Here is a 22,986-nt window from a genome sequence, read left to right as displayed (position 1 = left end):
CTGGACATGGCCGGCGAGATCAACGCCCTGGCCAGCCGCGACGACCTGCTCTACGTCGGCTACAAGGACGGCGTGCGCCAGTACCGCATCGGCCAGGACCTCAAGCTCACCGACCTCGGCCTGATCAGCGTGCAGCAACTGGGTGGCGTACCCGGTCGCCTGCGCCTGGCCGGCTCCAGCCTCTGGGCCACCCTGCCGCAGCAGCGCCAGCTGGTGGAAGTGGAACTGGCCAGCGGCGAATTCCGCGTGGTGCGCCGCGTCGCCACCCGCGACCAGGCCGGCAACCCCTTCGTCCCCGAAGACCTGCTGGTGGCGCCCGAGCGCCTGCTGGTCTCCAGCGGCAAGAACGCCACCGTGCAGCTGTTCAACCTGGACCGCAGCGACGACGCCACCCCGGTGGCCGACCTCAAGCTCACCTACCTGGTCAGCCGTGGCGACCTGTTCGCCGGCCAGCTGCAGCTCGCCGGCCAGACCCTCTACGTGGCCGGCGGCCAGGGCGACGTGCAGCTGTTCGACATCTCCCCGTGGCTCAACGGCGACGCCCGCGCCAGCATTGGCCTGCGCGACTACTTCAGCGTGCTCGGCAACGTCAACAGCCTGTCCCTGGGCAGCCAGGCCCTGTACGCCGGCAGCGCCTTCGTCTACCTGGACGGCGCCCCTGCGGAGAACCCGCTGCCGAGCCTGGATTCCGCCAACTACCTGGGCGGCAGCCTCAACACCCTGGCCTACCAGAACCTCGCCATCCTGTCCCAGCAGCCGCTGCCGTCCGGCCGCCTGCCGCGCGACGGCGCCATCGAGGTGCAGTTCAACCGCCTGCTGGACAACGCCCAGCTACGCGACCAGGGCGCCCAGCTGGTGCAACTGCTGCTCGACGGCGCCCCGGTCCCGGCCCAGGTGGCCCAGGTCGGTGTCGGCCGCCTGGTGCTGCGCCCGGCCTCGCTGCAGGCCGGCAAGCAGTACCAGGTGCAACTGGGCGCCGCCCTGCGCGACCAGCAGGGCCGCACCCTGGGCCACGACTACCGCTTCGGCTTCGTCGCCGACGACCAGCCACAGCCGGCGCTCGACAGCGTCTCGCCGCGCCAGGCCAGCTGGCGTGGCGGTGCCGAAATCACCCTGCGTGGCCGCAACTTCGCCGAGGTCCTGGCGATCGAGGTGGGCGGCCAGCGCGTGCCGGCGGGCGATGTGCTCTACCGTGACGACAACCAGCTGCGCTTCCGCGTGCCGGGCCTGGTGGCCTCGCCGGACCGCAACCTGCCGGTGGGCCTGCGCCTGAAGCAGGGCGGCCAGGAAGCCTTCCGTGGCGCCGCGCTGACCTATGTGGCCGACCCGCGCATCGACCAGTCCGGCCTCTACGACCGCCTGGCCGGCACCCTCAATGCCCAGGCCAAGCGCTTCACCTACAACGCCGGCGAGATCATCGGCCTGCAGGGCCGTGGCTTCGGCGAATCCACCGTGGTCCGGGTCAACGGCCGGCAGATCGCCGAGACCCGCCTGGAACGCGCCGATCTCATCAGCTTCGCCGTGCCGGAGAACAGCCTCGGCCAGCTGCTGGTGGACGTGAGCAACCAGGGCTTCGCGGGCGATCTTTCCAGCGACGCCAGCCTGCGCATCGAACTGCCGGCCCGCCGCCAGCTGCAAAGCGTCCAGCAGTTCCGCCGCCAGGGCGACCTGCTGCTCACCGGCAACAACCGCGACGTGCAGCTCTACAGCCTGCGCGACGGCAGCACGCCGCAACTGCTGGCCAAGTGGCAGGCCGCCGCCGAGGTGGTCGACCTGGCCCTGGGCGATCGCTACGCCGCGGTGCTGGGCGACAAGACCCGCCTGCAGGTCTATGACCTGGCCAACCTCTATTCGCCCCAGGCGCTGCCGGCCCTGGCCAACAGCCGCCAGGTCGCCTACGACAAGGTGCGCATCGCCGGTGACCTGGTGCTGGCCAAGTCCGGCAACCGCGTGTTCCACGGCCAGGTCCAGGGCCCCGAGCTGAAGGAGCTGACCCTCGCCGCCGGCACGCTGGTCGACCTGGCGCTGGACGGTCGCGCCCTCTACCTGCTCTACGGCGACCGCCTGGAAGTGCGCAACGTCCGCGACCCGGCCCAGCTGCTGGCCACCCAGGTGCATGGCCTGGCCGGCGCCAGGTCCCTGTGGCTCGACGGCTCGCGCCTCTACCTGCAAGGCACCTCCGGGCTGCAGGTGCTGCAACGCGCCGCCCTGCTGCGCGGCCGTGGCGAGCCGGTGCTCGGCGAGCTGGAACTCCCCGCCCGCATCGGCAAGCTCACCAGCCAGGGCGAACTGCTGGCCTGGCTGGACAATGGCCGCCTGCAGGTGCTCGACCTCGACCTGGACGCCCAGCGTCGCCTGGTCGCCCGTGAAGTGGCCGCGATCACCGTCGGCAGCGCCGAGGTGGGTTCGCTGGGGCAACTGGAGCTGCACGGCGACCTGCTGGAGTGGAGCAACGGTGGCAACTACTTCAACGCCGTCGTGCCGCTGAACAACGCCTGGGGCCTGGCCCCGGAAAGCCTGGCAGCCGCCGACGAGCCGCTGGGCCTGCGCCTGTCCGGTGCCGAGTACGCCTGGCGCGAGGCGCGCCTGGCGCTGTCCTCGGCCAGCGGCGACAGCATCGCCAGCGACTCCCAGGTACTGGGCCGCGAACTGCGCGCCCTGGTGCAACAGCCGAGCTTCCAGCCGGCCGGCCTCTATCGCCTGCAACTGAGCCAGGCGCCGCTGGACTGGCTGCAGGGCGCCGAGGTGAACATCGACCTGCCGTGGCTGGTGGATGCCGTGGACTTCTTCGGCGCCGCCCAGGTGCGCCTGGACAGCCTGCAACCCAACCGCAGCATCAGCGGCGTACCGCGCGACTACGTGCTGCGCGGCCGCCAGCTGCAACTGATCGACGAACTCCAGGTGGGCGACCGCGTGCTCGGCCGCAGCCAGCTGCAGGCCAACGCGACCGGCGACCAGCTGAGCTTCCGCCTGCAGATGGAACAGGCCGGCCTCTACAGCCTGCAGGCCCGCTACGGCGACGAACGCGCCACCCTGCCCACCGCCCTGGCCGTGGTCACCCCGCTGGCCATCGACGCGGTGCAGTCCGCCCATGCCGCCGGTGCGGTGGTCAGCGACGCCGGCGGCACCCAGGTGCACATCGCCGCCCAGGGCCTGTCCGAGGGCCTCAGCCTGCACTGGTACCCGGCCGGCCAGGGCATCCAGCCCACCGCCAGCAACCGCGTGGCCTTCACCCTGGCCGACGATGGCCTGAACTTCGTCACCCCGCCCAGCCAGCCGGGCTGGCAGTACCAGGTCTCGGTGGTGCGCGAATCCAGCGGCGAGCGCGTCGACAGCGTCCCGGCCCAATGGCTCACCGCCGTCGACGACACCGCCCCGAGCGTGCGCCTGATCAGCGCCCTGGGCGCGTCGCAGTCGCTGGTGCTGGAGGCCGACGAGCCGCTGCAGGCCCAGGGCGTCAGCGTCATCAAGGTGTTCAAGGACTACGAGACCCACGCCCAGCCGAGCGAAGACGTCAGCGCCCGCTTCCAGCCCCTCATCGCCCAGGGCAAGCGCCTGGAGCTGCGCCTGCGCGCCGATGCCCAGCTGGAGGCCAACGCCCTCTACCAGATCGCCCTGAGCGGCATCCGCGACGCCGCCGGCAACCCGGCCCGCGACAACGCGCTGATCAAGGCCGGCGCCTACAACGGCGTGTTCCAGGCCGAAGACCGCCTGGCACCGCGCTACGACTCCCTGCAGATCGCGTTGCAGGATGGCCGCCCGCTGAGCCCGGCGGTGCGCCTGAAGACCGGCAACCGCTACGGCTTCAAGGTCAGCGCCCAGGACAACCTGCTGGCCGCCGACAAGCTCGCCTTCGCCTATCGCCTGTCCGCCGATGGCGGCCAGACCTGGAAGACCGACTGGGTGCCGGTGCAGAAGGGCGAGTTCAGCCTCGACCTCAACGGCGAGTACCAGGGCTTCAGCCTGCTGCTGCGCGCCAGCGACGGCCGCAACAGCGTCGACCGCCGCTTCGACGCCGAGATCAGCGCCCCGGACCTGGGCCTGGCCTCGTTCAGCACCCTGCCGACCCCGGTGGAGGAGAGCACCCCGGCCGAGCTGCGCTTCGCCATCAGCGGCGACCTGGACCTGGTGCGCAGCACCGAGGTGCGCCTGCTGGACGGCCGCTACCAGGCCGCCAGCTTCGACCGCGCCAGCGGCCTGGCCAGCCTGAGCCTGCCGCACCCGCGCCTGCGCGATTTGCCGGGCGCGCCGACCACGGCCACCCCGATCACCGCCGAGCTGCGCGTGGGCTTCGGCCTGGCCGGCCAGGAAAGCTATCGCTACTTCCAGGTGGGCTACGACCTGCAGCCGGACCGCACCCCGCCGCAGCTGTCGATCATCGCCCCGCTGGACGGCGAATTTGTGCCCCGTGGCGAGGTGACCGAGGTCATCCTGCGCAGCTACGACCGCTACGGCATCGACCGCGTCGAAGCCTGCGTCGACAGCCGCAGCGCCGATCCCTTCGCCGACGCCCAGGCCTGCCAGCGCCTCGCCGACCCGGGCCGCCTGCGCCTGCCGGTCGCCGCCGACGCCACCCAGCCGATCCACGTGGTGGCCCGCGCCATCGACCTCAACGGCCTGGCCAGCGCCCCGGCCAGCGTCACCCTGCAGCCCTACGACAGCCGTGCCGGCGCGCCGGAGCTGAGCTTCCTGGTTCCGGCCGACGGCCTCGACGTCCAGGCCGGCGAAACCATCCCGGTGCGGGTGCGCATGCGCAAGCTGGAACAGGCCACCCTGAACCTGGATATCGCCGGCAACCCGCAACATGCCGGCAACCCGGCAGCCCGTACCCTGACCCGCGCCGCCGACGGCGGCGAGGTGGTGGAACTGGCCGTGCCCATGCCCCAGGTCGCCGCCGACGGCGTGCTGGTGCTGCGCCTCGAAGCCACCTGGCAGGGCCAGACCCTGCGCAGCCAGCGCATCCTCAACCTGCATGCCGACAACGGCATCGACCAGGACGTGGCCCTGCTGCTGCAACCGGCCAGCACCCTGCTGGCGGGCACCCAGCTGTGGATCGACGCGCCGCCACCGGCGGGCATGACCGACTTCAGCCGTGATTCGAGCCTTGACCTGTTCGACCCGGCCGATGCCGGCAGCGCCGCCGCGCGCCTGGCCTTCGGCGACCAGCGCCAGGTCTGGAACAGCCGCTTCGACGGTGCCGGCCTGCGCCTGGCCGCCACCCTGCGTGACCGCTCCGGCCACGAGAAACAACTGGACCGCAGCCTGGCCAAGCTGGCCTACCTGCAGGCCGAAAGCCGTCGCGAAGCCATCGAGACCGGCTACCAGGCCAGCCACCTGACCCGCCTGCCGGGCCTGGCCCAGGGCGCCGCCTGGGCCGAAAACGCCCAGCGCGACGGCTACCGCATCCGCACCCTCGACGGCCAGGTGGAAAGCCGTGACAGCGGCCGCATCCGCCAGCTGGCCTTCACCGGCACCGGCCTGGTGGCCCAGGTCCGCCGCGACGGCCAGGACTACCTGCGCTTCTGGCGCTGGCAGGACGGCGCCTGGCTGGCCGCCGTGGAACAACCCATCGCCGGCACCCTGCTGGGTGGCAGTGGCGACCTGCTGTTCGTCCGCCATGGCCAGCAGCTGGGCGGCTACGCCGTCGACGGCGGCGCCATGGCCGAACTGGTGGGCCTGAGCCTCGCCGACGAAATCCGCCAGGTGCAGCTGGATGGCCAGCGCCTGCTGGTGCTGACCGACAAGGGTCTGGAATGGCTGCAGCTGGACGACAGCCGCCTGCCGCAACTGGTGCGTCGCGCCAGCCTGGCCCTGCCGGGCCGCCTGGGCTTCGCCCTCGACGGCGAGCGCCTGCTGGCCTGGACCGCCACCGAGGCCGCCCGCTACACGCCGGTGCTGGATGCCGACGGCTGGCGCCTGGGCGATGCCACCGTGCTGGCCGTGGACGGCCAGGTGCAACGTGCCCGCTTCGACGGCGAGCTGGCCTGGCTGCGGGTCAGCAACGACCTGCACGGCGACAGCTGGCAGGCCTGGCGTGACGGCGAGCGCCTGGGTGCCCTGGCGGGCGAACGCCAGGACCTGGCCTTCACCGCTGGCCGCCTGGTGTCCCTGCAACTGCGCGACGGCGTGCAGCACCTGGTGGTCGAGCCCCTGAACGTGGCCGCCGCACCGGCTGCCGCACTGGCCGCCAAGGCCGTGCGCCTGCCCTTCGGCGTGCTGGTGGGCGGCCTGCCTGCCGCGGCCGAAGCCGCCCTCGGCCAGGCCGACCTGAGCCTGCGCGATGGCGCCGACAAGCCCCTGGCCGCCCAGGCCTTCTGGTACCAGGGCGAACTGGACACCTACCTCGGCGAGGCCTTCCCCCAAGGCCGCGCCTGGCTGCTGGCCAACCCGCCGGCCAGCCTGCGCCTGGTGCTGCAGGACCACGCCGGTGAGCAGAGCCTGGACCTGGCCGTACCCGCCGCCACCGTGGCCGCCGCCGACCTCGTGCCCGACCAGGGTGCGGTCCTCGCCGCCGGCGCCCGCCTGCCCCTGGCCGCCGCGTTCGCTGCCGGCAGCGACGGCGCGGGCGCCAGCCTGGCCCGTGAAGGCCAGGCGCAACCCGCCGTCAACGGCCTGCGCCAGCGCTTCAGCTGGATCGGCCTGCCCGCCAGCGGCGAAGCCCGCTACGCCTGGCAGGACGCGGCCGGCGCCCGCGAGATCGGCCTGTTCACCAAGGCCAACCCGTCCACCAGCGCCGTCACCCTGAGCGGCGCCGGCAACAACCAGGTGTTCGCCGAAGGCTCCAGCCTGTCCCTGGCCTACCAGGTGGGCGATGTCCCGGCCTGGGTGGAGATCGAACTGCTGAGCTTCAACGGCCAGTCCGTGCAGCGCATCCTCGACGCCGGCCAGCAGGGCCGCTTCAGCCTGCGCCTGCCCCAGGTGGCCGTGCAGGAAAGCTATGTGCTGCGCGCCCGCGCCTACTTCCCGGGCGACTTCCACTACAGCGAGCAGCAACTGAACCTGCGCGTCGCGCCGGCCCAGCAACTGCCCCAGCCGCAACTCGCCGGCCTGCCGAGCCTGCTGTATGCCGGCAGCCGCGTGGACCTGAGCCTCAACGGCGTGGACGCCGCGCGCTTCCGCATGAGCCTGGAAGCCCTGGACCAGGACGACCGCCTGCTGGCCAGCGGTGCCGGCACGCTCGGCCTGCGCCTGCCGGCGGGCATCCGCGAACTGCGCGTGCGTGCCCTGATCGACGACGAGCTGGGCAACCGCCAGGAGCAGCGCTGGAGCGCGCCGGTGGTGGACGCCTGGAACCTGCAGAGCGAAAGCGCGCGGCTGCCCTTCGACCTGATGCTGCCGCAAGTCGGTGGCTACTGGCTGGCACGCGGCGCCGAACTGCACGACGCCCAGGGCCTGCGCCAGCGCCTGGACGGCCCGATCGCCGCCATGGACAACCTGCAGCGCTACCTGCTGCTGAGCATCAAGGGCTTCGGCCTGACCCTGCTGGACCCGCAGGACGGCCTGCGCAGCGCCGGCAGCCTGGCCGTGGCCGCGCCCCTCAACCACCTGGCGGTGCAGGGCGAGCGCGTCCTCGGCGCCAGCGGTCGCGACCTCTATTGGTTCGACGCCCTGGGCAGCCAGCTCAAGGCCAGCGGCACCCAGACCCTGGGCGCCGAGGTCCGCCAGTTGCTGGCCCGCGACGACGGCTTCCTGGTGCTCACCGCCGGCCAGGTCCTGCGCCTGTCCAGCAGCGGCCAGGTCATCGCCAGCTTCAGCGGCGAGAACCTGCTGGCCATGGCTCGCAGCGGCGACCAGCTGCAGGTGTCGGACGCCGCCGGCCGCCTGTGGCGCCTGGATGCCGCCCTGAAGGGCACCGCCGTACAGCTGGGCACCGCCGCCAAGCGCCTGTTCGCCCTGCCGGGCCAACTGCTGGCGCTGGCCGACGGCCGCCTGCAACTGATCGACCTGGCCACCCGCCAGCGCGTCGCCGACTGGAGCCTGGGCAACGCGCCCGTGGCCGCGGCCCAGTGGACCGGCGGCCGCCTCTGGCTGGGCGGCAGCGAAGGCCTGGTGCTGCGTCCGCAGGCCGGCAGCGCGGGCTTCCACCTGTTGCACGACAGCCGCAGCCTGGCCACCCCGACCCGTGGCAGCGTGGAAGACCTGGGCCTGCGTGACGGCCAGGTGCTGGTCGCCGCCGACAACTTCGGCGCCCAGTTGCTGCGCCAGGACGACGCCGGCACCTGGCAGTCCACCCTCTACCCGAGCCAGGCCTTCACCCAGGCCGCCAGCCAGGTGGCCAGCGCCGGTGACCTGTGGTTCCTCGCCCAGGATCAACAACAGCAGGTGGTGGCGCTGTCGCGTTCCACCCTGGCGGCGCAGACCGTCTTCGCCCAGACCCCGGTGAACGACCTGGCCATCGCCCGTGGCCAACTGCTGGTGGCCAGCGGTGGCAGCCTGCAGATCGCCCCCCTGGACAACCTGACCAACCCGGCCAGCCGCCGCAGCCTGCTGGTCACCGCCCAGGAAAGCCTGCGCCAGCTGTCGGCCCACGGCAGCCGTGTCGTCGCCCTCAGCGAGAGCGGCCGCGTATTCCTGGTGGACCTGCGCAACGACGCCCGCCAGCCGGTCAGCGAACTGAGCGCCCAGCTGGGTGGCGAGGTCCGTCAACTGGCCTTCGATGGCGATGCGCTGTTCTACATCTCCGCCGAGCGCGCCTGGCGCTACGACCTGCGCAGCGGCCAGCGCAGCGAACTGCTGGCCGGCGCCAGCGCCAGCCAGCTGTACCTGGGTGGCAACCTGCTGTGGGTCGAACAACCCCAGGCCCAGGGCGTGCGCCTGCTGGCCCTGGACCCGTCCAGCGGCCAGGCCATGGCCAACGGCGAGCTGCTGCTCGCCCAGCGCATCAGCACCCTGGCGGTGGAGAACAACCGCCTGGCCGTCGGCCTCGGCAGCCAGGGCGTGCTGGTCTACGAGCTGCCCTATGGCCTGGGCGCCAGCACCACCTCGCTGCTCGAGCCCCTGGCCGGCAGCCACCTGCAAGCGGCGCAGGCGCTGGCCCTCGGCCTGGCCGAAGACGGCCTGCGCGGCGTCGAATTCAGCATCAACGGCCAACCGGCCGGCACCCTCGGCCAGGGCCTTGGCGCGACCCAGCTGCGCCTGCCCGCCAGCCTGCCGGGTGGCCAGTCCGTGGCACTGGGCCTGCGCGTCGAGGACGCCTTCGGGGTGATCCGCCAGGGCAGCGCCCGCGACCTGTTCATGGAGCCGGGCGACGGCGTGGCCAACCCCTTCAGCATCGCCCTGGTGGCCGACGAACATTCCTGGCTGCCCCTGCCGCTGACCGTCAGCGCCCAGGTCAGTGGTAGCCAGCAGCCCCTGGCCCAGGTGGAATTCCTGGTCGCCGCCGGCAGCAACGGACCCTGGCAGCGCGTCGCCCTGCGCAGCGCCCAGCCCTACCAGGCCAGCCTGGCCCTGGACGGCAGCTTCAGCGGCCAGTACCTCAAGGCCCGCGCGGTGGACGTGTTCGGCAACAGCGCCGAGTCGGCGGCCAAGCGCTTCTACCGTCACCAGGACACCAAGGCGCCCACCGTGAGCCTCGGTTACCAGGGCAGCGCGGTGTTCAAGGACAACAACCGTGCCGTGCGCGGCTACCCCTTCACCGTCACCGCCCAGATGGCGGACGAGGAGGGCGCCCTCGACAAGGCCACGCTGCTACGCAACGGCCAGGTGGTGGCGGTGGCCTTCGGCCAGAACCAGCTGAGCTACCAGGACGCCGCCACCAGCCTTGGTGAGCAGGTCTACAACGTCGAGGTGCGTGACCGCGCCGGCAACGTGACCAGCGCCGAGCTGCGCGTCACCGTCATCGACGACGCCTTCCCCGAGGTCACCACCCTGAGCCTGCCGGCCGAGGTGATCGAACGTGGCCGCTTCGACGTCCAGCTGGCCGCCCGCGACGACGTCGGCCTGAAGGGCGTCGACCTGCTGTGGAACGGCTTCACCGACCACTACGATGTCAGCGGCACCACCCTGAACCGCAGCTTCAGCGTCCAGGACCGCCGCACCGAGCGTGTCGCCAGCAGCGTCAACCAGCCGTTCAAGGTGCGCCTGACCGACAGCCGCGGCCAGGTGAGCGAATCCCCGGCCCAGAACCTGCGCGTGGTCCGCGACCGCGCGCCGGACGCCGCCGCCCTGCAGGTGAGCCTGCCGGCCCGTGGCGTCTACGGTGGCCTGGTCACCCTGCAACTGAACAACCTCAACGCCCTGGACGACACCGGCGGCCTGGGCCTGCGCGTGCTGCAACTGGTGGGCAGCGAGCGCAAGGAACTGTTCAGTTGCCTGCGCGAGGACAGCGGCAACTTCCGTTGCGGCAATGGCGCCTACTGGAACGGCCACAGCCGTGACCTGCGCATGCCCGAGGCCGCGCTGCCGGGCGACGCCTTCCGCGTGCAGGTGGAACTCACCGACCGCATCGGCCAGCAGACCCTCAGCCGCGAATACGCCGTGGCCCTGACCCAGTCGCCGAACCAGCTGCGCTTCAAGGCCGTACAGGGCAGCGACAACCCCGCCCAGGCGCGGGTGCAGGAGCGCCCGGTCTACCGCGTGCAGGTGCTCGACGCCGCCGCGCGCCCGGTGCCGGAGCAGCCGGTGCAGTGGCGCCTGCGTCGCCTGGCCGACGGCTATGTGGAAAACCTCGGCACCAGCGCCAGCGATAGCGGCGGCTACGCCAGCCTGACCTTCAACGCCGACCGCAGCCTGGGCGACTACCAGCTGTGGGCGGACCTGCCGCAGTTCACCCAGGTGGCCCGCGCCGAGACGGCCATCGGCCTGCTCGCCGGCCCGACCCGCAACCTGCTGCTCAGCTACCTGCCGCCGGTGGCGGCGGGCGAGACCCTGACCCTGGACATCCAGTCCCAGGACCTGGTGCTCAACCCGGTCACCGACGACCAGAGCAGCCTGCTGGTGGTGACCCTGCCGGCCGCCGACTACCACGCCCAGCCCGGCGCCGGCATCCAGATCGGCAGCACCACCCTCAACGGCCAGACCGTGGAGCGGGTGCAGGTGACCGTGAAGGACGGCCGCGCACGGCTGAACCTGCAGGTCGGCCAGAAGGCCGGCCAGTTCAGCCTGCCGCTGTCGAGCAACGGCAACAGCATCCGCTACACCTACGACGCCCGTGGCAACGTCAACTGCTGCTACAGCAACCTCGAGCTCACCGTGCTGCCGGCCGTGGCCAGCCACCTGCGCCTGCTCAACGACCAGGGCCGGGTGCAGGACGACGGCGCGGTGCTCACCCGTGGCATCAAGCAGGACGTGCGCCTGCAACTGATGCTGCAGGACCGCTTCGGCAACCCCATCACCCAGGTCGACGGCAAGCCCGCCAACCTCGCGGTCAACGTCCAGGCCAGCGGCGCCGCCTTGGTGGACGGCAAGGCCGGTGGTGCCACCGTGCAGCTGAACGCCGGGCTGGGCTGGATGGCCATCAGCGACGAGACCTTCGAGGAAGTCACCGTCAGCCTGGCCGGCCCGGTGCAGGCCCTGCCGAACCTGGACCTTTCCAGCCGCTTCCGCATCAGCTTCACCGTGCAGCCGCCGGAAGTCGTGCGCGCCCTGATCGAGGCCCGCCAGGGCACCGCGCTGCGCGCTTACTTCGACTTCGACGAGCCGGTGCGCCTGGCCAGCGGCGATGCCCTGAAGTTCTTCGAAGGCAACGCGGCCCGTGGCGGCAGCGCCACCCTCAGCAGCGACGGCCGCACCCTGAGCTTCGACGCGCAGCCCGCGCTCGCGCTGGGCCGCTGCTACCGCTACGACACCACCGGCTCCGGCCTGCGTGGCGTCGCCCGCGACGACCAGGTCCGCGAGCAGGGCGCCGAGCTGTGCGCGCCCCATGCACTGTTCAGCGTCGCCGGCCCGCTCAAGGTCCTGGCCGGCCAGAGCGTGCAGATCCCGCTGACCCTGGCCGACAACATCAGCTGGTACAACGTCGCCAACGGCCGCGCCGAGCTGGCTGGCACCAGCCAGGGCTTCAATTGGTACTACAGTCCGACCCGCACCCTCACCGTTCCGGCCCTCTTCGGTGCGGCCAATGATCCGATCGCCGACGGCGCCCTGCTGCCGCTGACCCTGAGCGGCACCCTGCCGGGCACGCCGGTCAAGCCGGTGGTGCTGGGCAACGCCCTGAAACTGCAGGTCTTCGACCCGGTCGGTGACTTCGACGGCGACGGCCTCAGCAACAAGCTGGAAATGGAAACCCAGGGCCTCGACCCCGCACTGCGCGACTCCGACGGCAACGGCATCGAGGATGGCGCCGAGGACCTCGACGGCGACGGCCTGAGCAACCTGGAAGAAGCCGCCCTGGGCACCAGGCTGCGCGTGGCCGACAGTGACGGCGACGGCCTCTCCGACGGCGCCGAAGTGCGCACCCACCACACCGACCCGCTGAAGGCCGACACCGACGAGGACGGCCTGTCCGACGGTGCCGAGGTCAGCAACATCCCGGCGTCCTCGCCGCTGAAGAAGGACACCGACGGCGACGGCATCCCCGACCCGCTCGAACTGCAGATGGGCCTGAACCCCAGCGACCCGGCCGACGGCCAGGCCGACAAGGACAACGACGGCCTGAGCAACGCCCGTGAGGCGCAGCTGGGCACCCTGATCAACAACCCGGACAGCGACGGTGACACCCTGCTGGACGGCGTCGAAGTGGACCAGAAGGGCACCGACCCGCTGAAGGCCGACACCGACGGCGACGGCCTGCGCGACGACGAAGACGCCGAGCCGCTGGTCAAGGACACCCAGGCGCCCCGCGTGGGCCTGGACAATCCGAAGGTCGGCCAGACCCTGATCAAGGGCCTGCGCATGACCCTGGTGCCGACCCTGCAGGACAACGGCCGGGTCACCAAGGTGGCGTTCCGCCTCAACGGTGCCCAGATCGCGCTGGTCAACGCCGCGCCCTTCACCTACAGCCTGAACCTGCCGAGCGACGCCGACAGCCTGCGCCTGGAAATCATCGCCACCGACACCAACAACAACGTCGGCAGCAGTGGCGAACACAGCTTCGCCCTGGTGCAGGACCCGCTGACCACCGTGATCGGCCGCGTGCTCGACAGCAACGGCCAGCCGGTGGTGGGCGCCCAGCTCGACGTCGGCGGCCAGACCGCGGTCAGCGGCGGCGACGGCAGCTTCGTCATCACCCGCGTGCCGGTGGCACCGGGCGTGGTCTCGGTCATCGCCAGCGGCCTGCTGGGCAACCAGGCGGTGACCGCCGTCTCCGCACCCACCGACCCGGTCTGGGGCGGCACCACGGACGTCGGCACCATCACCTTGCAGCAGCCGAAGGTGCGGGTGGGCTACTTCAACGCGCGCTTCAACGCCGGCCAGCCCTCGCAGCGGCTGATCATCGAGCGTGCCGGCTACGAGCCGGTGCAGGTGAGCAACCTGGCCAGCTTCGACCTGTCGCAAGTCGACATGCTGATGGTGGACAGCTCGCGGGACTACTACGGCAACGGCAACTACTCCAGCAACCGCGCCAAGGTCTTCGCCTTCGTCCAGAACGGCGGCACGCTGCTGTTCAGCGAGAACTACAACACCAGCTCCAATGCCGTGCTGGCGGATGTGCCCGGCCAGCCCGCGGAGTCGGTGTGGACGGGCAATTGGGTCCGCCTGACGCCGGTACTGCGCTGGTCCGATGCCGGCGAAAGCCGCGTCGGTTCCTGGTGGCCCTACCGCAACGGCAACTATGCCGGCCATGCCTACATGCCGATGGACAAGCTGGCGCCCGGTACCGTACCGCTGATGTTCACAGATGCCCGCGCCGACAAGCGCGTGGCCGCCATCCGCTATGCCTATGGCGCCGGCCAGGTGTACTTCGGCTTCACCCCGACCGAGTCGGGCCGCCCGGCCGACAACGACCCGCTGTTCACCGTCTACCACCCGGGCATCCTGGTGATGATGCACGAGCTGACCCTCAAGGACAGCGACAGCGACGGCCTCAAGGACGTCTACGAATATGCCAACGGCACCAGCGCCTTCATCGCCGACCGCGATGGCGACGGCCTGCTGGACGGCTTCGAGGTCAAGTACGGCTTCAACCCGCTGGTGGCCGGCGAGCAGGACCTGGACAGCGACGGCGACGGCCTGAGCAACCTGCGCGAGCAGGAGCTGGGCACCCACCCGCGTCAGGCCGACAGCGACGAGGACGGGCTGACCGATGGCGCCGAGGTCAACCAGCACAACAGCGACCCGCTGAGCGAGGACGGCGACTACGACCGCGTGCTCGACGCCCAGGAAGTCCAGTACAAGGCCAACCCGCGCAAGGCCGACAGCGACGACGACGGCATCCCGGACTACGACGAGATCAACAGCTACGGCACCCGTCCGGAGCTGGCGGACACCGATGGTGACGGCCTCTCCGACTTCATCGAACTGAAGGGCCCCTATGCCGACATCCTCAACCCGCGCAACGCCCAGGACGCCGGCCAGGACTACGACGCCGACGGCCTGAGCAACAAGCAGGAGCTGCTGGAGACCCTCACCAATCCGAAGGTGGCGGACACCGACGGCGACGGCCTGTCCGATGGCGTGGAAGTGGCCCGTGGCCTGAACCCGCTGGACGCGGACATGGACAAGGACGGCCTGCTCGACGGCGAGGACAGCGCGCCCACCGAGAAGGACACCCAGGCACCGAGCGTCAGCCTGGTATCGCCTGCGGCCGGCGCCAGCCTGGCCCACGGCCAGCAACTGCGCCTGCGCGCCGATGCCAGCGACGATGGCCGTGTCGCGAGCGTGACCTTCTATGTCAACGGCGTGGCCGTGGCCACCTATGACCGCGCGCCCTACCAGCATGTGATCCGCGTGCCGGCCGTGGGCGCGCAGCTGGATATCGAAGCCAGCGCCCGCGACACCAACGGCAACGAAAGCCGCAGCGGCGTGCGCCGCCTGAGCCTGGTGGACGACGCCGGCACCCAGGTCACCGGCCGCGTGCTGGACGGCAACGGCCGCGCCGTGGAAGGCGCCCAGGTGACCCTGATCGACGGCTACGAAGCCGCGCGCATCAAGCCGGTCTCCTACACCCTGGACCAGGGGACGGGCTGTGGCACCTATTGCTACGGCGATGATCGAGGCCGCCAACTGATCGATGGCCAGCTGGGGACAGCCGGTTTCGTGGCTGACCTGGGGATGGGCAAGGCCTACGAGTGGCTGGGCTGGACCGCTCGCACCATGAATATCGATTTCGACTTCGGTCGGACGGTCAACCTCACCGATGTCAAAGTCGGCTCGACCCAGGACACTCTCGGCAACGTCGTATTGCCATCCTTCGATGTCCTGCAGAAGGTCGGCAACGAGTGGGTCGCTGTCGGCACGCTGAACACCGCGCCAAACAATGCCAACAACCGCGACCAGGAGTCCCGCGAGGCTCATGCCCAACTGACCCTGTCCGGCATGAGCATCAACAGCCGCTACGTGCGTATCAGCTTCCGTGCCAATGGGCCGTGGTCGTTCGTTGACGAAGTGGCCTTCAGCAATGGCACTGGCCCGATGCCGTCCTCGGCCACCGTGACCAGCGACAGCCAGGGCCGCTTCACCCTCTCCGCGTCCACCCTGGCGCTGGAGCCGCGGGTCAAGGCCGAGGCGCGCTTCGGCAACCAGCTGGTCTCCGCCACCAGCGAGGTGTTCGAGCTGGCCCGTGGCGGCAGTTCGGATATCGGCGACCTGGTACTGGCCGCCCATGGCCGCACGGCATTCGAGCCGATCGAAGAACGTCATGTGGCCGCCGCCGAGGAAAGCACCTCGTATAACCGCCAGGTGAACAACAACGTCCGTTGGGACTTCAACACCTACGGCGCCATCGACAACGGCACCTACGCCTCCAACTGGACCTTCAGCGGTGCCCAGTACCTGGTGGTCAATGGCACCAACTACAGCAGCAGCACCTATCGCACACGCCTGGATGGGCGCGAGCTGATCTACCCGGCCAAGCAGCTCGGCAATGTCATGGTCAGCCGCAAGGCCTATGTGCCGACGGACCAGAACTACGCCCGCTTCATCAACGTGCTGGAGAACCCCAGCGACCAGCCGGTGACCGTGCCCTTCTATGTGTACGGCAACTTCTACGCGACCCGCCCGGTGGTGCAGACCTCGTCCGGCGACGCGGGCTTCGACCCGGAAGACAGCTACCTGCTGACCGACGACGCGGCGCCGGAAGGCGGCCTGTACGCCGCCGGCGTGGTGCTGGGCAGCCCGGATGCGCCCCTGCGCCCGGTGTCCACCTGGCGCAACGGCAACGAGTACCGCGCCAACTACCAGGTCACCCTGGCGCCGCGCAGCCGCCAGGTGCTGGTGCAGTACCTGGTGCAGGATGCCAGCCGCGAGCGCGTGCGCAGCACCCTGGAGCAACTGGCCAGCCGCGATGTGCAGGAACAGAACCTGACGCTCGAAGAACAGCGCGGCATCGTCAACTGGACCACCCAGGTGGACAGCGACGGTGACGGCCTGGCCGATGCCCTCGAATACCTGCTGGGCCTCGACCCGCTCAAGGCCGACAGCGACGCGGATGGCCTGCGCGATGGTTTCGAGCAGCGCTACGGCTTCGATGCCAAGCAGGCCAATGGCGAGGCGAGCGAGGACAGCGACGGCGATGGCCTGACCAACCTGCAGGAGCAGGAAGCCGGCAGCCATCCGCGCCTGGTCGATACCGACGGCGACGGGCTCACCGACGGCGCCGAGGTACTGGTGCATCACTCCAGCCCGCTGACCCGCGACACCGACCTGGACCGCATCCTCGATCCGGACGAGATCGCCCGTGGCACCCGTCCGGACCTGGCCGACACCGATGGCGACGGCCTGAGCGACTATGCCGAGCTCTTCAACCACGGCACCGATCCGCTCAAGGCGGACAGCGACGACGACGGCCTGCCCGACAAGTACGAGGTGGACAACAACCTGCTCAACGTCGGCGCCCAGGACGACACCGACGGCGACGGCCTGAGCAACCTGGCCGAATTCCAGGCCGGCACCTCGCCGCGCAACGTCGACACCGATGGCGACGAGCTGCTGGACGGCTGGGAAGTGCTGGGCACGCCGCCGAGCGACCCGCTCAAGGCCGACGGCGACAACGGTGGCCGCCGCGACATCAACGAACGCTTCGTCGATGGCACCGATCCCAAGGTGGCCGCCGACGACCGCGCTAACATCAATGGCTATCGCACCGCCAAGGACGAGAACAACCGCGACTGGAACTTCTATTACAGTGGCGATCTGCGCTCCACCACCGGCGGCGCGGTGGACCCGAACTACTGGGCCAACCAGCTGTTCGTCAACGGCAACCAGTACGGCTACTCCTACAACCATGCCACCAGCAGCGCCAACGGCCGCGAGTACCACTACGAAGGGCGCCGCCTGGGCAACCTGGTGGTCAGCCGCCGCGTACTGGTGCCCAGCGTCGGCGGTGCCTACGCCCGCTACCTGGAGATCCTCGACAACCCGGGCAGCACCGAGCAGGTGGTCACCCTGCGCCTGCAGTCCTACTACGGTGCCAACGACGCCCAGACCGCCGTCGTCACCAGCAGCGGCGACGACCAGCTGACCATCGCCGACGACTACCTGGCGCTGCGCGACACCGCCACGCCGACCCGCCCGGTGCTGCTGCAGGTGCTGGGCGGCAACGCCAACCGTCGCCAGGGCACCAGCCTGGTCAGCCGCAACGGTCGCCAGTGGCAGGCGGAGTACCAGGTGCGCATCCCGGCGGGCGAACGCCGCGTGGTCATGCACTTCTCCACCCTGGAAGGCTCGGCCGATGCCGCCATGCAGACCGGCGCCCGCCTGCGCAGCCTCAAGGGCCTGGGCCTGGACAACCTCGACCCGACCCTGGCCGGCAAGGTGGTGAACTTCTTCGCCTTCTACGACCAGGACGAGGACGGCCTGAGCGACGCCGACGAGGCGCGCCTGGGCACCGACCCGGCCAACCCCGACAGCGACCACGACGGCATCCCCGATGGCAAGGACAGCGAGCCGCTGGTGCCCGACGCCACCGCGCCGAACGTCACCTTCCAGCCCCTGGAACCGGCGCGTCGCTATGGCGGCGACTCCCTGGACCTGACCGCGCTGATCAGCGACAACGGCCTGGTGGCCAAGGTCGAGCTGCTGCAGGACGGCCTGCTGCGCGAGACCCGCACCAGCGGCGGCAGCCAGACCTTCACCGTGATCCTGCCGAACCAGGACAGCACCCTGCTGCAGGTCCGCGCGACCGACAGCAACGGCAACGTGCGCACCGCGGACCTGACCGTGGCGATCGCCACCGTGCCCGAGCTGCAGGTCTCCGGCCTGGTGCAGGATGTCCTTGGCAAGGGCGTCGCTGGCGCGCGGGTACAGGTCAAGGGTGTCCAGGCCACCACCGACGAGACCGGTCATTACCAGTTGCAGGTGCTGACCATCGATACGGTCCTGCAGGTCGAGGCCAGCGCCCTGTTCGGCAAGCAGCCGATGACCGCCCTGGTGACCGCGCCGGTGCCGGTCGACTCGGAAGACGTGCACGTCGAGCCGCTGGTGCTCAAGGCCCAGGGCCGCCTGGTGCGCGACCCCATCGCCGAGTCGCAGCTGAGCTACGAGGGCAGCACCGGCTTCGGCTACAACCTCTTCGGCAATGGCTACCGCTGGGATATCCAGTCCGACGGCGGGATCAGCGACGGCACCAGCGACGCCTACGACGGCGGCCAGTCCTTGACCGTCAATGGGCAGGGCTTCTCCGGCGTCAACCAGGGGCTGCTGCGCCTGGCCGGCCGCGAAGTGACGCTGGCGCCCACGCAACTGGTGAACGGCATCTTCAAGGTCAGCCGCACCGTCTACGTGCCGGACAACGGCAACTACGCGCGCTTCATCGAGCGGATCGAGAACACCAGCGACCAGGAAATGACCATTCCGGTACGGATCAGCGGCAACCTGGGCTCCGATGGCGGCACCTACACCATCGCCACGTCCAGCGGCGACCAGGCCTTCACCACCGCCGACAACTGGCTGCTGACCGACGACGGCAGCAACGGCGGCGGCGACCCGGCCGTGGGCCTGATGTTCGGCAGCGCCAATTCGCGGGTACGCCCGAGCTCGGTGAGCCTCAGCGGTGACGTCTACTCCGTGGCCTACGACCTGACGCTCAAGCCCCATAGCCGCCAGGTGCTGATGCACTACGCCGTGCAGCACTACAACCGCAGCGAAGCCGAACGCGTGCTGCGCGAGCTCGCCTCGGAAAGCTTCGTGGACGTCGGCCTGACCCGTGAAGAGGTGCGCGATCTGGTCAACCTCAGTGGCCTGGTGGACTCCGATGGCGACGGCATGCCGGACGCCGACGAAGTGCCGCTGGGCCTCGACCCGGAGAACCCGGACGTCGATGGCGACGGCATCCCCGATGGCCGCGACCCCGAGCCGAGCGTGGCCGACACCCAGGCGCCCAGCGTGAGCATCGCCCACAGCGAAGGCCCGTTCTATCCGGGCGACCCGATCACCCTGACCTTCGACGTGCAGGACGCCGGCATCGTCGGTGACGTCGAGCTGCTCATGGACGGCGAGCAGCAGGCCGTGTTCAACGGCGCCGGCCAGCACCAGCAGCAGCTGACCCTGCCGGGCGAGGGCACCGTGCGCTTCGAGGTCCGCGCGACCGACAGCAACCGCAACGTCGGTCGCCAGACCCTGGACATCGAGGTGGTGGCGGTACCGCCGAGCAGCATCGCCGGTCGCGTGGTCAACGAGCTGGGCGTGCCGCTGGCGGATGTCCAGGTCAGCCTGGCGCGCCACCAGGACCAGGGCGGCGAAGTGCCGTCGTTCATGGCGCGCCTGCTGGACGATTCCAGCACCGTGACCACGGGCGCCGATGGCCGCTACCTCTTCGAGGGCATCGACCGCCGTGACAATGCCCAGTGGCTGGTCAAGGTCGACAAGGAGGTGCTGGGTTACCCGGTGCATGCCGAACAGGCCGTGCAACTGAACATCGACGGGCCTCACGACGCCGGTGACCTGATGCTGGGTGGCGAGGACAACTACGTCGAGCCGCTGAGCGGCGATCTCGGCGCGCGTAACGACGAGCCCTACGTCAACCTGCAACTGCCGGCGGACTTCGCCTTCGCCGACAAGTCGCTGCTGATCAACGTGCTCGAACAGCAGGTCGAGATCGGTGGCGGCAACGGCATCCAGAACATCCCGCTGCAGCGCCTGGTGGAGAACGCCCAGGGCACCCAGGCCTTCTACCTGGCCACGCTGCCGGATCGCCTGGTACTGACCTGGAGCGATTGGGGCCGCGAAGGCGTGACCAGCGACGACCGGGTGGACGTGCAGACCGTGATCCACCGTGACGGCCGCATCGAGAACCGCTACTACAAGGTGCCGTTCGACGGCTGGCATTGCGGCCTGCGGGTCCGTACGCGCTTCGCCCATGGCTACTGGTATGGCGCGGTGGACTCGCAGCACCTGCCGGACGTCGACGGTCGCCTGGTCTACCCGGACTACGCCATCGAGCAGGGCGGCTACTGCAACTTCGACCTGCACGGCTACACCGTCACCTACGTGCCCACGGCCGAAGGCAACTACCGGATGGAGCTCGACCGCCTGCCGGGCCACCTGGACAGCGATGGCGATGGCCTCTCGGACATCCGCGAGACGCTGCTGGGCACCCGGACCGATGCGGTGGACAGCGATGGCGACGGCCTGAACGATCGCTTCGAGCTGAACTACGGCCCGGCCCCGCTGGAAGCCAACCCGGAAGCGGCTGGCGAAGACTGGGACGACGACGGCCTGAGCAACCTGGAAGAACAGGAGCACGGCACCGATCCCTACGGCGGCGACACCGATGGCGACGGGCTTACCGATGCCGACGAGGTACGCCTGCACCATACCGACCCGACCCGCAGGGACACCGATGGTGACTGGCTGAACGACGGCGAAGAACTGGACAACCAGGCTGACCCGAGCAAGGCGGACACCGACGGCGACGGCCTCACCGACTACCAGGAAGTGCGCCAGTACGGCACCCGGCCGGACAAGCGCGACAGCGACGACGACGGCATGGACGACCCCTTCGAGATCGAATTCGGCATGGACGGCACCAGCCCGGACGGCGACGAGGACGGCGACGGCCTGAGCAACGTCGAGGAGTTCCGCCTGGGCACCCACCCGCGCCAGCTGGACGGCGATGGCGACGGCCTGCCCGACAAGCTGGAAATCGACCTGGGCCTGTCGCCGGTCAAGTACGACAGCGATGGCGGTGGCCGTGGCGACGGTGACGAGCTGTTCGCGGATGGCACCGATCCCGAGAGCCGCGGCGACGACCGTATGCTGCTGGGCAGCAACGAAGCCCCCTCCATGGAAATGGAGGCCGGGCTGATCGCGACCCTCGAACAGAATGGCCGCGTGCGCCTGACGCGCACCGATAACTTCAGCAACGTCGGCGTGGAGTATGCCCTGGAGTTCGGTGGTCTCGGCAGCCCGCCCGCAGCGGCGGCGATGCGTGCGCCGGGTGCTCCGATCCAGACCCAGCCCCATGCCTACAGCCGCCTGAGCGACGAGCCGATCTGGCGCTCCCCGCTGAAGGCACTGGACGGCGGCCTGCTGCTCAGCCGCGAGTACTACGCACCGGCCACGGGGCGTGGATTCCTGCGGGTGCTGGACAGGTACTACAACGTCAGCGGCCAGGCCAGGACCATCACCCCTGTCCTCAGCTCGAGCCCGCTCTACTGGGGGCCGGGCAACCGTCAGCAGACCTCCAGCGGCGACGACCAGCTCACTGCCGAGGACAGCTGGCTCAGCATGCGCAAGCGGAGCTACGGAGGAGAGGAGGGCGACATCCTCGGCCCGATCTCCATGGTCCATGTCTTCGCCGACCAGGCCGGGCGTGCGTCGCTCAACAGCGACGAGCTCTACAGCGATGCCTACTACAGCTGGCGCATCGGCTATCGCTTCGAGATCCCCGCCAACGAGCACCGCGTGGTGATGTCGTTCCTGGCGGTGGAGAACGCCGAGGCAGGTGCTCAGGACATGGCCAGTGTGCTCCAGGGCCTGGGCGAGAATGCGCTCCGTGGCGTACCCGCCGCTGACCGTGAACGCATGGTCAACTTCACGCCCTGCCGCGACGATGACCTGGACCTGCTGTGCAACGCCGCCGAACTCCAGCACGGCTCCAGCGACAGCAACCCGGACAGCGATGGCGACGGTTTCGCCGATGCCCTGGAAGTGCACCTGGATAGCGACCCCAGCGACCCGGCCTCGATCCCGGAGTTCGAGGTCTACGGCCTGGAAGACGTCGATGGCGTGGAGACCAGCCGGGTCCTGAAGCAGACCGGCTTCAGCGGGCCGATGACGACGGCCGGCGACCTGAACGGCTGGTATGTCAGCCTGGACGTGAACAACGCCGGCGAACTGTGGGCGGCAAGCCCCGCCTCTTCGGAAGGGTTCGGCTACGACGCCTACGAGCTGCCGTCCCTGGGGAGGCTCGAGGAGGGCGCCTGGGCGAGCCGCAGCGGACAACTGCTCGACGACGCCCAGGGCAACCTGACCCACCTGCTCATGGCCGAGAACATCGATGACCAGGAAATGCTCGCGCTGCTCCAGCTGCGCCGCACCCCCTGGGGCCAGCCGGAGTTGCAGGACCTCATCCACCTTCCGGCGGACCTCGGTTGCGGCGCCGGCCTGGCCCACTGGCAGGGTGAACCCCTGCTGCTCAACGGCTGCAAGCTGAGCCGCCTGAGCCTGAACAACGGTTTGGCGGAGCTGGTCGAGCTGAGCTTCGGCGACGGCTTCGGCAGCGCCCCCAAAGTGCTCTCCATGGACGACATGCCCCAGGCGGGCGGCGTCATGGTGCTGGTTGAAGATGAAGTGGACGGCACGCTACGCCGCAGCCTCGGCTTCGTCGACCTGAAGACCGGGCGGGTGAAGCGCCTGGGCGAGGTGCCGATTGGCGTGAAGTCGATCTCGGTGAAGTTCCGGGGCTTCCAGAATCAGCCGAAATGGCCAATTGATATCGTTCCTAGCTGA

The 22,986-nt window shown here is 70.1% G+C and carries 1 protein-coding gene (only partly in view); it reads left to right on the top strand.

Translation table 11 applies throughout. From position 1 onward, the window contains the following. Positions 1-22,986, top strand: the 3' portion of a protein-coding gene (locus ACYJSS_RS26360; protein WP_236205927.1) for an Ig-like domain-containing protein. Its footprint begins 19,911 nt before the window's first position; only the last 22,986 of its 42,897 coding nucleotides appear in the window; its start codon lies beyond the left edge, outside the window; it ends in the stop codon at positions 22,984-22,986.

The organism is Pseudomonas sp. No.21 (genome assembly GCF_054558415.1).
Note: the sequence above shows the minus strand (reverse complement) of the source record. Positions and strands in the feature narration are given on the sequence as shown.